The organism is Halovivax gelatinilyticus (assembly GCF_024300625.1).
In the GTDB taxonomy this organism is placed as follows: Archaea; Halobacteriota; Halobacteria; order Halobacteriales; family Natrialbaceae; genus Halovivax; species Halovivax gelatinilyticus.
This window is the reverse complement of the sequence record NZ_CP101322.1, coordinates 1,378,577-1,393,160: the sequence shown is the minus strand read 5'-3', so window position 1 is coordinate 1,393,160 and position 14,584 is coordinate 1,378,577. Positions and strand designations below refer to the sequence as shown.

Below are 14,584 nucleotides of genomic sequence, written 5' to 3'. Positions count from 1 at the left end.
CGTCACTCACTCTCCCCGTAGGTCACTCGCGGATCGACGTACGCGTACGCGATGTCGGTGATGATGACGCCGATGACGAACAGCGTCGCGAGCAACATCGTGATTCCCATGGTGACCTGGTAATCGTTCTGGTCGATCGATTCGATGAACAGCCGCCCCATCCCGTTTATGTTGAAGACGTACTCGGTGAGGACGGCCCCGCCGATCGCCGTCGAGAGGTTCAGACCGACGATCGTGATCACCGGAAGCTGGGCGACCTGGAACGCGTGTTTGCGCAGGATCGTTCGTTCCGAGATGCCGTACGCGCGGGCGAGCTTGACGTAATCCTTCTGGAGCGAGTCGATCATCTGGGTCCGTTCGACGCGCATCAGCGTCGCCATCTGGAGCGTCCCGAGGGCGATCATCGGCAACAGCAGGTGGCGAATCGTCTCGTAGTACAGCTCCGGATAACTACCGATTCCGCGGTAATCTGCCGGGGTGCGCCACGGGTAGACGAGCCCGCTCGAAGGCAACCAGCCGAGCGTCACGGCAAAGAGCAGGATCAACATGATCCCGATCCAGAACGACGGCGTGCTCACGCCGATCAGCGCGATGATCCGTGAGACGTGGTCTTCGGGCTTGTTTCGTCGCTTTGCGGCCAGGATTCCGAGCGGAATCGACGTCGCGAGTGCGAACGCGTACGCGGACAGAACCAGAAGCAGCGTCGGTGCGATCCGGTCGCCCATGAGGCCGAGCACCGTCCGGTTTCGGTGGATGCTCTCTCCCAGGTCGCCCTGGAAGATGCCGGCCATGTAGGTCAGATACCGTTCGTGAACCGGTCGGTCGAGTCCGTACCGCGCCTCGATCGCTTCGACCATCTCCTGGTCGTACTCCTGTCCGTGTAACATCATTCGAACCGGATCCCCCGGCCCCAGATTCGCGAGTGCGAATACGATCACGGAGATACCGAGAAGGACAGGTATCGACTGGAGGAACCGAAAAATCGTGTACTTGAGTAGTCCCATAGTTTGGCGGTAGTATTATTATATTGCTATTCTCCTCTCGTGGCCGGCTACATTCCGACGAACCCCGGCGACCGACGGATCGGTGCGTTATTCCACCGAGACGTCGTAGTGTTTGGACGCCAGGTTGGGGTTCGACGCCACGTTCGGGTGCGCTTCGAGGCCGTCGACGTACTGGCCGATCGCCATCGTGTTGTCCTGCGTGAACGCCGGCAGCGCCGGGAGTTCCTCGACAATCTCTCGGATCACCGGTTCGTAGATGTCGTAGCGCTCGTCCTGGTCTGCGGTCTCGCGACCTTCCGCGATCGCGTCGTGGAAGCCGTCACTTCCCTCGTAGAAGTGGCCCTGGTTTACTTCCTCCTGGCTCTCGTGGAAGAGCGGGTAGAGGTAGTAGTCCGGGTCGGGACCGCCGGTCCATCCCAGGAAGTACATCGCGTAGTCTTCGTATTCGCCGGTGACGTAGGTGTCGACCAGCGCGTCGAACGAGAGGATCTGGGCGTCCGCGCCGTAACCGATCTCGTCGAGACGGGTCGCGATCCGTTCGGCGAGCTGGGCTCTGAGCCCTTCCGGCGCGATGATCGTCGGTTCGAAGTCGTCGGGGGCGTGCTCGTCGAGAAGCGCTTCGGCCTCGTCCGGATCGTACTCGGGGAGCATGTCCCGGTACTCGTCTTCCGGGAAGCCCCAGACCTCGTTGACGACCGGCGGGACCGGACTGTACATCGGCGACGCGACGTGTTCGGCGTGCGTTTCGATGAAGTCCTGCATCGAGAACGCGTGACAGATCGCCCGACGAACCTCAGGGTTCGTCGTCGGCCCCTCGTTACAGTTGAAGGCCATGTACATGTACGTCGGACTCTCGGCGCCGGTGACGGTGACGTCGTCGTTGGCGTCTAAGTCCTCCCAGTCGGCGTTCGGAATGTCCATGGCGACGTCCGTGTTGCCGGCGTCGATGTCGGAGATGCGGCCGGCCTCGTCGGCGTGGGCTTCGAACCGGACCGTATCGATGTTCAACTCGAGGTCGTCGTCCCAGTAGTCGTCCCAGAGTTCGACCTCGGCGAACTCGTTCGCCGACCAGTCGCCCCACGTGTACGGACCGGAGCCGACTGGATTCGTGTTGTAGTCCTCGGGGTCGTCCGTTCTGACGTCTTCGTTGACGATCGTGACCGCCATCGTCTGGAGTTCGAACGGACCGTACGGATCGAAGAGGTCGACCTGAAGCTGGTGGTCGTCGATGATCTCGATGTCCTCGATCATGTTGTAGCTGGAGGCGTTCTCCGTGTCCTCTTCGACCGGGGCCGTAAACGAGTGGGCGACGTCCGACGCCGTCAGTTCGTCGCCGTTGTGGAACTCGATCCCCTCGTGAATCTCGAAGAGGTATCGGGTTCCGTCGTTTTCGACGTCCGGAAAGTCCGTCGCGACGTTCGGTTCGAGCTCGAGTCCTTCGCCGAACTCGTAGAGTCCGTCGTAGACGAGCTGGTACACCTGCGCGCTGTAGGCGTCGTTCGCAATGACGGGATCGAAGTCCTCGTCACGTTCCTGTGACTGGGTGATGTGGATGAAACTATCGTCGTCATCGTCGCCACCGAAACACCCTGCGATCGCTGCGGCGGAAATTGCAGCACCCGAGCCAAGCACGTGTCGCCGTGTGAGTTGCGGCATATCGTGTGCCATACTACCAATCTGCTCTCACCATGGGTATTATACCTATCGATCTGTGTCACTGTCTGCCGCAACGTTATTTACGGACTACTCGATACTGCACCTTCAACGGGCGTTCAATAAAAAATACTGAACAAAAATAGAGAATTATGGTCTGTGTGTGGCTACTGCCCTCGACGGACACATCGAGGCAACATCTTCCTTTTATGTATCTCTTTATCCGTGTTGGGTAGCATCATCGTCGAACCCGCGTTATATTACGGGAAAACTGTGGGCGAGTATCGGCCCTTTATACTGGTGAGCGGTGAACGTCGTGGTACCTTCCGCCACCGACGTCACTATGAAATCGGGTCCACGGTCGCGTCCGAACCGCGGTAAATCGGCACCGAGAGAACTGGACGAGTCACGACAGCGGGTGTTCGGACGACGTATCGCATCCCTCGTTCCACAGCGGGTTGCCAGAGTCGCCGTCTCTGTGTCGGTGACGACGGATCGATCCACCTACGCGGTCGGCGAACCGGTCGAATTCACGATCGCGTTCACGAACCGTCTCCCGGTTCCGATCACCGTCGCGACCGAAGGGGGGCGACTCTGGGGCTGGACCGTCGACGGGTATCTTGAGGCGAGCGACGAGCCCCGTCGGTTGTCGGCCCACCGTGACAGCGTCGAGTTCCGTGGCTTCGAAACGCGTCGGATCGTCCGAACCTGGGACGGTCGATTCAAGCGAACCGGTTCGCCGACGCGTTGGATCGAGGCCGATCCCGGCGAGTACGAAATCGCGGCCTATCTCGCGACGGCGGGAGATTCGGTTAGTGACCGGACGACGATACGACTGCACTGACCGGACGACGATACGACTTCACCGAGACGATGGACCGTCCGTTCACTCGCTTCGACCGGACTCTGCGTGGAGGTGGCAGGCAGCGAAGTGCCGGTCCGATCCGATCTCGCTTTCGAGTTCGTAGGCGGGCCGTCGTGTCGCACAGACGCTCGTCGCCTCGAACGTCGTCCGAACGAGAGGTCTCGCTTCGTCCCACGCACCGTCGGCGAGTAACCGGATCACCTCTTGAATTACGCCGTTAGCTGGCCCGCTCGGCCGGCCGTCGGGGAAGAACTCCGCCTCGACGAAGTCCGTGACGGCAGCCTCCGACGCTTCGATCTCTTCCAGCCCGAACGATCGCCGTTTCACCGCACGCGTAAACGTCCGCACGTCGTCCCAGATCTCGTCTGGCATATCGTACGCGGGAAGCACCGCCTCACGAGCCGCCGCCGACAGTTCCGCGGACTCGACGTCGTGGGTGCCGGGCTGGATGAGGCGAGGACACCGCGTGTGAAACCGACAGCCCGTCGGCGGATCGATCGGGCTGGGGACGTCGCCTTCGAGCGACGCTCTGGCGTCTCGCTCTCGCGGATCCGGAACGGGTATCGCGTCGAGCAGGGCGCGCGTGTACGGGTGCCGTGGATTCTCGAAGAGTTCTTCCTTCTCGGCCAGTTCGACGATGTGACCGAGGTACATCACGGCGACGCGGTCGGCGATGTACCTGACGACGCTCAGATCGTGAGAGATGAACAGGTAGGTCACGTCGAACTCGTCCTGGAGTTCGTCCATCACGTTCAGCACCTGCGCCTGCACGGAGACGTCTAGCGCGGACGTCGGCTCGTCGCACATGATGACGTCGGGATCGGTACTGAACGCGCGCGCGAGATTGATCCGCTGTCGTTGGCCGCCCGAGAACTCGTGTGGGTGCCGGTAGTAGTGGTCGGCGTCGAGGCCGACTTTCTCGAGCAACTCCTTGGCCCGCCGGGTGCGCTCGTCGCCGTCGTACAGATCGTGGGCCAGCATCGGCTCTTCGATGATCTGGCCGACTTTCATCCGCGGATTCAGCGACGAGTGCGGGTCCTGAAAGATCATCTGCATGTTCCGTCGGAGCGGTCTGAGCTCCCGATCGCTCATCGCCGTGAGGTCCGCGCCGTCGAACCTGACGGTTCCAGCGGTCGGTCGATCGAGTTGCAGGATCGTTCGTGCGAGCGTGCTCTTTCCACAACCGCTCTCGCCGACGAGCGCCAGGGTTTCGCCCCGGCGGATATCCAGGGTCACCTCGTCGACCGCCTGGACGTCCGGCGAGCCGAGGACGCTAGCGACGTAGCCGCTCTGGGCCGAGAAGTACTTCGAGAGGTTTCGCACTTCGATGATCGGGTCGACGACGTCGCTCATCCGTCACCACCCGGCCGTTCGACGTAGGAGGTCTCCTGTTCTTTCGCGTGTTCGAGCGGCGTGCTCTCCCAGTAGCCGACGTCGTCGTACTTGATGCACGCGGTCCGGTGGTCCGTGGCCTGGTCGATCTCGACGTACGTCGGCTCGATCCTGGTGCACGCTCGCCGCGCGTCGGGACACCGCGTGTGAAACCGACAGGCCGGCGGCGGATCGATCGGGCTCGGGATAGAGCCGACGATCGGATCGAGCGCGTCGACGGTCCGGTCGGGACGCGGGATCGAATCGAGCAGCGCCTTCGTGTACGGGTGACTCGTCTCGTGGAAGATGTCGTCGACCTCGCCCTGTTCGACGATCTTCCCGAGGTACATCACGTTGACCCGGTCTGCGATCTCGGCGACGACGCCCATGTCGTGGGTCACCCAGATGAAGCTCGTCCCGTACTGCTCCTGGAGATCCGCCACCAGATCGAGGATCTGACCCTCGACGGTGACGTCCAGGGCCGTCGTCGGCTCGTCGGCGATGATGAGGTTCGGACGGCAGGCGAGCGCCATCGCGATCAGGACGCGCTGGCGCATCCCGCCCGAGAACTCGTGGGGGTAATCGTCGTAGCGCGCCTCCGGCTCGGGAATGCCGACCTCCCGGAGCATTCGGATCGCTTCGGTCTTCGGATCGATGCCGTCCAGTTCGCGGTTGAGCTCGATGAACTCGCGGAGCTGGCCGCCGATGGTGTAGACCGGATTCAGCGACTCCATCGGATCCTGGAAGATGATGGCGATCTCGTTGCCGCGAATATCCCGGCGCATGGCCTCGTTAGAGAGCATCTCGTCGCGGGGAACGAGTGTTCCGTCGCTCCGTTCTTCGAAGCCGACGATCGTCGTCTCGCCCATGTAGGTGATCTCGCCGTCGACGATCTCGCCCGGCGACTCGATTAGCCGGATGATGCTGTTGGTGGCCACGCTCTTTCCCGCCCCGCTCTCGCCGACGATGCCGACGATCTCGCCCGCCCGGACGTCGAAGGAGATGCCGTCGACGGCCCGGACGACGCCCTGTTCGGTGTAGAACTGCGTCTTCAAATTCTCGACCGTGAGGATGGTGTCGGCGTTCATGGTAGCTGTCGGATCGCCTTCTCAATTGTCTATTCGGGGGTCGAGAGCGTCTTGCAACCCGTCGCCGAAGAGGTTGAACCCCATGATGGTGATCAAGATCGCGATGCCGGGCCAGATGCTCATCCACGGGTTTACGTGCATCTGCCCGTGCGCGTAGTTTAGCATCTGGCCCCAGTCGGGCGTCGGCGGCTGCGCGCCGTAGCCCAGAAACGACAGCCCGGCGACGATCAGGATCGCGAAGCCGATCTGGAGCGTCGCGTACACCAGCACGGGTGCGAAGCTGTTCGGGACGACGTGACGCCAGATGATGTGACGGTCCTTGACGCCGGCCGCGCGAGCGGCTTCGACGTAGTCCATCTCCCGGACGCTCAACACGCGGCTGCGTATGATTCGGGCGAAGACGGGGACCGACGCGATGCCGACGCCGACGATCGCGTAGATGACGTCCGGATTGCCCCCGCTGACGAAGATCGTGAACACGATCACCAGCACCAGCGCGGGGATCGAGTAAATCGTCTCGACGAAGCGCATCAGGACGTCGTCGATCCAGCCGCCGTAGTAGCCTGCCACCGCTCCGATGAGGACGCCGCCGGTCAATCCGAGCACGGTCGCGAAAAATCCGACCGCCATCGAGACGCGGGCGCCGTAGATAATTCGCGAGAGGTAGTCTCGGGCGTGTTCGTCGGTTCCGAGCGGATTCTCCCAGGCGCCGCCGTCGGCGAACGCGGGCGGTTGGTATGGCTCGCTCTCGCCCGGCGGCGGGAGTGTCTCCGGATTCTCGAGTATCGGCAGCCACTCCCCCATCGTGTAGTCCTGGTAGGCGTCGAACGTCAGCCGCGAGAGGTTGGCGTCGACCGCCGAGAAGACCGCGACCGACGTGGCCAGGGCGATGATGTAGAGTCCCCACCGGGCCGTCGGGTCCGCTTTGACCTGGCGGTAGGTGTTTCGCCACCCGATCTGCGGTTCGTCGCCGCCGTCGCCGTCGAGTTGTCCTTCGGTCGTGGCCATGATTACGCTCGATCACCGTAACTGACGCGCGGGTCGATGTACGCGTACGAGATGTCCGTGACGATGACGCCGATCACGAAGATGGTCGCCAGCACGATCGTCACGCCCATCACCACCTGGTAGTCTAAGTTTTCGATCGACTGGATCAGCAACCGGCCCATGCCGTTTATCTCGAACACCGTCTCGATCAGCACCGCCCCGCCGAGCGCCGTCGAGAGGTTCAGGCCGACGATCGTGATGATCGGCAGTTGCGCGGGTCGGAAGGCGTGCTTTCGGAGCACCCGTCGCTCGGGGACGCCGTACGCTCGGGCGAGCCTGACGTGTTCTTCTTGCAGACTCTCGACCATCGAGGAGCGTTCGATCCGCATGATCGTCGCCATCTGGAGGGTTCCGAGCGCCACCATGGGCAACAGCAGGTGTCTGATCGTCTGGTACCACAACTCGAGCTGACCGCCGTAGCCGTAGTGAGCCGGATCGCGCCACGGGTAGACCAGCCGACCGGACGGAAGCCAGCCGAGCCACACCGCGAAGATGAGTATCAGCATGATACCGATCCAGAACGACGGCGTGCTGACGCCGATCAGCGCGATGATCCGGGAGAAGTGATCCGTGGGCTCGTTTCGACGCTTGGCGGCCAGCACGCCGAGTGGCACCGCCGTCACGAGCGCGAAGGCGAACGCCGAGAGCACGAGTAGCAGGGTGGGACCGAGTCGAATCAGCATCAACTCGGCGACCGGCATGTTGTGATGGATGCTGTACCCGAGGTCGCCCTGGGCCAATCCGGCCATGTACGTGATGAACCGCTCGTGGAACGGTTCGTCGAGCCCGTAGCGAGCCTCCAGCATGTCGATGGTCTCCTGGTCGACCTCCTGACCTTCGACCATGATCGAAACCGGATCGCCGGGCATCGAGTTGACCAGGACGAACGTGATGAACGCGATACCGACCAGTACCGGAACCGCTTGCAGAAGCCGACTGATCGTGTACCGCAGCAGGGTCATGGTCGTTCGATCTTCGCTCGCGGAATCCGGCCGTTCGAAGCCGTCTCGAAAGGGTTCGAGGTGTTTCCGGATAGGGTTTGGTCGGCGCGTTGAGACGCCCGTCGGCGGGGGCGACTCTCAGACCGAGGTGTTGTGGTGGTCGGAAACCACCCGAGGTTTCGTCCCCGAGTCCGGGTGGACCTCGATGTCCTCGACGTCCGGCATCGCGGCGACGCTGTTGTGGATGCTGTAGGTCGGGACGTGGACCTTGTCTTCGAGCAGCGTGCGCGTCGCCTCGTCGTACAGTTCGAACCGCTCGTCCTGGTCGACGCTTTCGCGCGCGTTGCGCAGCATCTCGTGGAACTCGGGATTCTCGTAGTAGTGTCCCTGCGTGATGCCCGCGTTCTCCTCGTGAAAGAGCGGCCAGTAGTACGCGTCGGGGTCGGGGCCGCCGGTCCACCCGAGGGTGTACATGGCGTAGTCACTCTCGTTGCCGGTCGTGTACCGCTCTAAAAACTCCGCCCACGAGAGGCTGCGAACCTGCGGGTTGACGTCGACGCCAAACTGTCCGAGCTCGCCGAGTCGGGCGGCGACGCGCTCCATCAGCGAGATGCGGATGTCGTCCGGCGGCGCGATGAGTTCGGGTTCCCAGCCGTCGACGTCGTGGCCCTCCAGCATGTCGGCGGCCTGTTCCGGATCGAATTCGTTTTCCATCTCGGCGTACTCGTCGGCCGGAAAGCCCCACTCCTCTACCACCGCCGGCCCCATGGGGGCGACCGCGTTCTCGGCCAGCTCGCCGATAATGTCCTCGATGAACGTCGACGCGGAGAACGTGTACTCGATCGCGTTGCGCACTTCGGGCTCGGTCGTCGGCCCTTCGTTACAGTTGAACGCGATGTAGAAGTACGAGATGCTCTGTTCGTTGAGAACCTGCACGTCGTCCTCTTCGACGAGCAAATCGTAGTCGGCCGGTGGAATGCCCAGTCCCATGTCGGTGTCGCCCGCGCGAATCTGGGCCGTGCGCGCCGCGTCGTCCTCGGTCGCGACCCACCGAACCGATTGGAGTTCGGGCATCGGCTCGTCCCAGTAATCGTCCCACCGCTCCATGTCGAAGAACTCGCCGTCCTGATGGTCGACGTAGACGAACGGCCCCGATCCGACGGGGTTGTCGACGTTGTACGACCGCTCGGCCGGCGGCGTGCCCTCTTCTTCCATCCGAAGCTCGCTGTTGACGATGTTCGTCGCCAGCGTCATCGTGTCGAACGGCCCGTACGGCTCCAGGAGGTCGAACTGGACCGTATGCTCGTCGATGGTGTCCGACGACTCGACGTCGATCATGTCGAACTCCGTGATGTTGTCCGTCTCCTCTACGACCGGTGCCGTAAACGAGTGAAGCACGTCCTCGGCGGTGAGCGGATCCCCGTTGTGGAACTCGATCCCACCGTGGATCTCGACGATGTAGCGCGTCCCGTCTTCTTCGACCTCCGGTTCGTCGACAGCTATTTTCGGATGGATGTCCAGCTCCGGCCCGAACTCGTAGAGTCCATCGTAGAGGTGGTTCGCGATGCGCGCGGAGTAGGCATCGTTGAGAACGACCGGATCGTAGTCGTGGGCCGGTTCGACCTGCTGGGTGATGTGAAGCGTTCCGTCCTGCCGTGCGGCGGCGGTGCCGGTAAAGCCGATCAGCAGGGAGGCCGAAACCGCCCCACCGGCGGCGAGCACCTCACGCCGTGTCGTGTTACTACGGAGCATGGGTGATCATCTCGGGGTCGCGCCACTTAATAATATCTATAAAACAAAAAGTAAATATATCTTACTTCCCTCCTTTTTCATCCGGGAATTAGTAATAACACTCGAACGCTTCCCGTCGCAGCCACCATCTTCCGACAACGCCCTTTTACCGAAATACCTCGACAGCTCCCGAACTTCCCGGGACGTTGCGGTCGGACAAATCGTGGCGGATTCGAAACAGGTCGTCGTCGTGGGCGGGACCGGTGTGCTTTTTCTACCCCGCGTCTATGAATGTCGATATGAACTACCGAGCGATCGAGACGTCGGGCGAGTACGTCGCCAGGCTCGAAACCGGTGCGGACTGGCGCCAGGAGATCGAAGCCCTCGCCGGCGCGGTCGAAGCGGACGGCGCCTGGTTCACCGCGCTCGGGGCGGTGCAGGACGCAGAACTCTGGTTCTACGACCAGGAGGACCTCTCTTACGAGCCAATCACGTTCGACGAACCGCTGGAAGTCGCGAGCTGCGTCGGAAACGTGTCGATACTCGACGGCGAGCGGTTCGCACACACGCACGCAGTCCTCTCTAGACCTGACGGCGAAACGGTGGCCGGACACCTAAACGCCGCCACCGTCTTCGCCGGCGAGGTCTACCTCCGCGCGTTCGACGCCTCCCTCGAGCGGGCACACGACGAACGAACCGACCTCGACCTCTGGCCGCTATAACATGCGCGAGGAAGACGCACAGTACTTCGAAACGCTCGAAGCCGAACTCGAAACCGCGTTCGACGTCGCCCAGCGCGCCCGCGCTCGCGGCGGCGATCCGGAACCCGAAGTCGAGATTCCCGTCGCCAGGGACATGGCCGACCGCGTCGAGAACATCCTCGGAATCGAGGGCGTCGCCGAGCGCGTCCGCGAACTCGAAGGCGAGATGAGCCGAGAGGAAGCCGCCCTGGAACTCGCGAAGGACTTTGCGGAGGGGACGGTCGGCGAGTACGAGACGAAAGCCGGCAAGATCGAGGGTGCGGTCAGGACGGCCGTCGCGCTGCTGACCGAGGGGGTCGTCGCGGCGCCGATCGAGGGCATCGATCGGGTCGAACTCTTAGAAAACGGCGACGGCACCGAGTTCGTCAACGTCTACTACGCCGGCCCGATCAGGTCGGCCGGCGGGACCGCCCAAGCCCTGTCCGTGCTGGTGGCCGACTACACGCGCGCGTTGGTCGGTCTCGAGAGCTACCAGGCCCGCGACGACGAGATCGAACGCTACGCAGAGGAGGTCTCGCTCTACGATTCCGAGACCGGCCTGCAGTACACGCCGAAGGACGTGGAGACGAAGTTCATCGCGAGGAACCTCCCGATCATGCTCGACGGCGAGGCCACCGGCGACGAGGAAGTCTCCGGCTTTCGGGATTTAGAACGCGTCGACACCAACTCGGCCCGGGGCGGGATGTGTCTCGTCCTCGCTGAAGGGATCGCGCTCAAGGCGCCGAAGATCCAGCGCTACACCTCACAGCTCGACGAGGTCGACTGGCCATGGCTGCAGGATCTGATCGACGGAACCTACTACGACGAACCGGCCGACGATACCGCCGACGCTGTCGACGGCGCCGATACTGACGACGCTGAGGCGGACGACGGTGACGGCCAGAACGACCGCGCTGTGACTGCTGTCGAATCCGACGACCCCGACTTCGACGGTCCGAATCGCGTCGAGCCGTCGAAGAAGTTCCTCCGCGACCTGATCGCCGGCCGTCCGGTCTTTTCACACCCCTGCGCGAACGGCGGCTTCCGGCTGCGCTACGGACGTGCGCGCAATCACGGCTTCGCGACGGCCGGCGTCCACCCCGCCGCGATGCACCTCCTGGACGACTTTCTCGCGACCGGCACGCAGGTCAAGACCGAGCGACCGGGGAAGGCGGCCGGCGTCGTCCCCGTCGACTCGATCGAGGGACCGACGGTCCGGCTGGCCAACGGTGACGTCAGGCAGATCGACGACCCCGACACCGCGCTCGAACTGCGAAACGGCGTCGAGAAGATTCTGGATCTGGGCGAGTACCTCGTCAACTACGGCGAGTTCGTCGAGAACAACCACGCGCTCGCCCCGTCCTCGTACGTCCCCGAGTGGTGGATTCTGGATCTGGAAGCCGCCGGTGTCGATATCCAGGCGCTCCGGGACGACCCGTCGATCGATTTAGAACACCCCGATTCAGAGCGCGCACTCGAGTGGGCAACGACGTACGACGCCCCGCTTCACCCAGCGTACACCTACCTCTGGCACGACCTCTCGGTCGAGGCCTTTTGCGACCTCGCCGCGGCGGTCGAAGACGGTCGGATCGAGGACACCGACGACGGCCCCGTCCTCGAACTCGAACACACCGACGCGACGCGCGAAGCGCTCGAAACGATCGTCGTCGAACACCGCCAGCGCGAGGATCGAATCGAAGTCGACGATCCGCGTCCGCTACTCAATTCGCTCGGCTGTGAGATCACGAAGACCGGACGGATCGACCGATCCTGGGGAGACGAGGACCTCTCGAAACGGGCGCGAACCTGGGGAACCGACCGACCGGGCGACAACGCGGTCGAAGCCGTAACCGAGGTCGCTCCGTTCTCGATACGCGAGCGTGCGCCCACCCGGATCGGAAACCGGATGGGCAGACCCGAGAAGTCAGAGAGCCGGGACATGAGTCCGGCGGTCCACACGCTCTTTCCGATCAGCGAAGCCGGCGGCGCCCAACGCGACGTCGCGAAGGCCGGCTCGCACGCCGAGACGATGTCGGACACGCCGGGCGTCGTCGACGTTCAGGTCGGACGGACCCGCTGTCCCGATTGTGGCGAGGAGTCCTACGAACACCGCTGTCCGGCGTGTGACGAACGAACCGAACCCGACTATCGCTGTCCGGAGTGTGACGAGCGGATCGAACCCGACGACGCCGGCCGCGTCGAGTGCGACCGTTGTGAACGAACCGCCACCTGCGCCGAGGTACGGCCCGTCGATATAAACGAGGCCTACCGGGACGCCCTCGACTCCGTCGGCGAGCGGGAGAACGCCTTCGAGATCCTGAAGGGAGTCAAGGGGCTCACCTCGACTGACAAACTCCCCGAACCGATCGAGAAGGGCATCCTCCGGGCGAAACACGACGTCTCGTCGTTCAAAGACGGCACCGTCCGCTACGACATGACCGACCTGCCCGTGACCTCGGTGCGCGCGAGCGAACTCGACGTCACCGTCGGCCAGCTCCAGGCGCTCGGCTACGAGACGGACATCCACGGCCAACCGCTCACGCACGAGGACCAGCTGGTCGAGCTCAACGTCCAGGACGTCGTTCTCTCCGACGGCGCCGCCGAACACATGATGCAAACGGCGAACTTTATCGACGACCTGCTCGTCCAGTACTACGGCCTGGAACCCTACTACGAACTCGACGAGCGCGACGAGCTGGTCGGGGAGCTGGTGTTCGGCATGGCGCCCCACACCAGCGCCGCGACGGTCGGGCGCGTGATCGGCTTTACGAGCGCCGCCGTGGGCTACGCCCACCCGTACTTCCACGCGGCGAAACGGCGCAACTGTTTTCATCCGGAGACGAAGATCCAGTACGAAGCCGAGGCGGGAACCGTCCGCGAAGAACCGATCGAACGATTCGTCGAGTCTCGGTTGACCGATCCACGCGAGGACGACTTCGGAACGCTGATTCAGGACCTCGAATCATCCGTTCTGGTTCCATCGATCAACGCCGAGGGAGTCCCCGTGACCCGTCCGGTCGAGACCGTTTCAAAACACCCGGCACCGGACCATCTCGTGCGAATCGAAACCCGAGACGGACGCTCGCTAACCGTTACGCCCGACCACACGATGGTCGTCTGGAACGATGGACTCGACCGGATCCCTGCGAGCGAACTCGAGATCGGCGACGAAATTCCAACGCCGTCTCGAGCCGACTCGACGGCTGGATCGAATACGAGGACGCGTTCGGAAGCCATCGCAGATGGCGGTCGTCCGGGGGTTGATAGAGTAGAACGAACCGACATCGTCCCATCCGATGCCGAGTACACCTACTGTCTCACCGTTTCGGGCACGCACACGCTCGTCGCGAACGGACTACACACCGGTCAGTGTGACGGCGACGAAGATTGCGTGATGCTCCTCTTGGACGGTCTCCTCAACTTCAGTAAGTCCTTCCTCCCCGACAAACGTGGCGGTCGGATGGACGCCCCCCTCGTCATGTCCTCTCGAATCGACCCTTCGGAGATCGACGACGAGGCGCACAACATGGACATCGTCTCGCAGTACCCTCACGAGTTCTACGAGGCGACGCTCGAACAGGCGGATCCTGGCGAGGTCGACATCAAAATCGGTGAGGACACGCTCGGCACCGACGACGAGTACACCGGCTTTCGCCACACCCACGACACGACCGACATCGCGATGGGGCCGGACCTCTCGGCGTACAAGACGCTCGGCTCCATGATGGACAAGATGGACGCCCAGCTCGAGATCTCGCGCAAGCTGCGGGCCGTCGACGAAACCGACGTCGCAGAGCGCGTCATCGAGTATCACTTCCTGCCGGACCTGATCGGCAACCTGCGGGCGTTTTCGCGACAGGAGACGCGCTGTCTCGACTGCGGGGAGAAGTTCCGCCGGATGCCGCTGTCGGAAGTCTGCCGGGAGTGTGGCGGCAACGTCAATCTCACCGTCCACCAGGGCTCGGTGAACAAGTACATGGACACGGCCATCCAGGTCGCAGACGAGTTCGGCTGTCGCGACTACACCAAACAGCGCCTCGAAGTCCTCGAGAAATCCCTAGAGAGTATCTTCGAGAACGACAAGAACAAACAGAGCGGAATTGCGGACTTCATGTAGACCGTTCGATTCGCTTCGGTCGGCTCT

Annotated in this window: 10 protein-coding genes; 3 read left to right on the top strand and 7 right to left on the bottom strand. The window is 63.0% G+C overall.

Features of this window, described 5'->3' with window-relative positions:
* Positions 1-2: 2 nt before the first annotated feature.
* Positions 3-1,004 (bottom strand): ABC transporter permease, encoded by a 1,002-nt coding sequence (locus NKH31_RS06815; protein WP_254864379.1) that lies wholly within the window; start codon positions 1,002-1,004, stop codon positions 3-5.
* A gap of 87 nt (positions 1,005-1,091) precedes the next feature.
* Positions 1,092-2,672 (bottom strand): ABC transporter substrate-binding protein, encoded by a 1,581-nt coding sequence (locus tag NKH31_RS06810; RefSeq protein WP_254864378.1) that lies wholly within the window; start codon positions 2,670-2,672, stop codon positions 1,092-1,094.
* Between the two features lie 403 nt (positions 2,673-3,075).
* On the opposite strand from NKH31_RS06810, the gene NKH31_RS06805 reads away from it, so the two are divergent.
* Positions 3,076-3,501 (top strand): DUF7974 family protein, encoded by a 426-nt coding sequence (locus NKH31_RS06805; RefSeq protein ID WP_254864377.1) that lies wholly within the window; start codon positions 3,076-3,078, stop codon positions 3,499-3,501.
* 42 nt (positions 3,502-3,543) lie between these two features.
* On the opposite strand, the gene NKH31_RS06800 is transcribed toward NKH31_RS06805, so the two are convergent.
* From NKH31_RS06800 to NKH31_RS06780, 5 genes are all read right to left on the bottom strand, one after another.
* The gene (locus NKH31_RS06800) at positions 3,544-4,875 is read right to left on the bottom strand and encodes an ABC transporter ATP-binding protein (RefSeq protein WP_254864376.1); all 1,332 of its coding nucleotides are present in this window, start codon (positions 4,873-4,875) and stop codon (positions 3,544-3,546) included.
* Positions 4,872-5,981, bottom strand: coding sequence for an ABC transporter ATP-binding protein (locus NKH31_RS06795; RefSeq protein WP_254864375.1), 1,110 nt, complete (start codon positions 5,979-5,981; stop codon positions 4,872-4,874). Before NKH31_RS06795 ends, NKH31_RS06800 begins: the two co-directional genes overlap by 4 nt.
* A 21-nt stretch (positions 5,982-6,002) precedes the next feature.
* Positions 6,003-6,989: an ABC transporter permease gene (locus tag NKH31_RS06790; protein WP_254864374.1), complete on the bottom strand. Its 987-nt coding sequence runs from the start codon at positions 6,987-6,989 to the stop codon at positions 6,003-6,005.
* 2 nt (positions 6,990-6,991) lie between these two features.
* Entirely contained in the window at positions 6,992-7,990 is a 999-nt protein-coding gene (locus NKH31_RS06785) for an ABC transporter permease (RefSeq protein ID WP_254864373.1), read from the bottom strand.
* Between the two features lie 117 nt (positions 7,991-8,107).
* On the bottom strand, positions 8,108-9,721 hold the full coding sequence (locus NKH31_RS06780) for an ABC transporter substrate-binding protein (RefSeq protein ID WP_254864372.1): 1,614 nt from the start codon (positions 9,719-9,721) through the stop codon (positions 8,108-8,110).
* A 278-nt stretch (positions 9,722-9,999) separates the two neighbouring features.
* Here NKH31_RS06780 and NKH31_RS06775 point away from each other — a divergent pair, with 278 nt between their 5' ends.
* A complete protein-coding gene (locus tag NKH31_RS06775; RefSeq protein WP_254864371.1) occupies positions 10,000-10,422 on the top strand; it encodes a PPC domain-containing DNA-binding protein in 423 nt (140 codons plus the stop codon).
* Position 10,423: 1 nt separating this feature from the next.
* Positions 10,424-14,557, top strand: a complete 4,134-nt coding sequence (locus NKH31_RS06770; protein ID WP_254864370.1) for a DNA-directed DNA polymerase II large subunit — start codon at positions 10,424-10,426, stop codon at positions 14,555-14,557.
* Positions 14,558-14,584 lie beyond the last annotated feature (27 nt).

What these genes read in the sequence shown, in the direction of transcription:
- NKH31_RS06815 (WP_254864379.1), bottom strand. Translation starts at nt 1,004, where the DNA reads ATGGGACTACTCAAGTACACGATTTTTCGGTTCCTCCAGTCGATACCT.
- NKH31_RS06810 (WP_254864378.1), bottom strand. Translation starts at nt 2,672, where the DNA reads ATGGCACACGATATGCCGCAACTCACACGGCGACACGTGCTTGGCTCG.
- NKH31_RS06800 (WP_254864376.1), bottom strand. Translation starts at nt 4,875, where the DNA reads ATGAGCGACGTCGTCGACCCGATCATCGAAGTGCGAAACCTCTCGAAG.
- NKH31_RS06795 (WP_254864375.1), bottom strand. Translation starts at nt 5,981, where the DNA reads ATGAACGCCGACACCATCCTCACGGTCGAGAATTTGAAGACGCAGTTC.
- NKH31_RS06790 (WP_254864374.1), bottom strand. Translation starts at nt 6,989, where the DNA reads ATGGCCACGACCGAAGGACAACTCGACGGCGACGGCGGCGACGAACCG.
- NKH31_RS06785 (WP_254864373.1), bottom strand. Translation starts at nt 7,990, where the DNA reads ATGACCCTGCTGCGGTACACGATCAGTCGGCTTCTGCAAGCGGTTCCG.
- NKH31_RS06780 (WP_254864372.1), bottom strand. Translation starts at nt 9,721, where the DNA reads ATGCTCCGTAGTAACACGACACGGCGTGAGGTGCTCGCCGCCGGTGGG.
- NKH31_RS06775 (WP_254864371.1), top strand. Translation starts at nt 10,000, where the DNA reads ATGAACTACCGAGCGATCGAGACGTCGGGCGAGTACGTCGCCAGGCTC.
- NKH31_RS06770 (WP_254864370.1), top strand. Translation starts at nt 10,424, where the DNA reads ATGCGCGAGGAAGACGCACAGTACTTCGAAACGCTCGAAGCCGAACTC.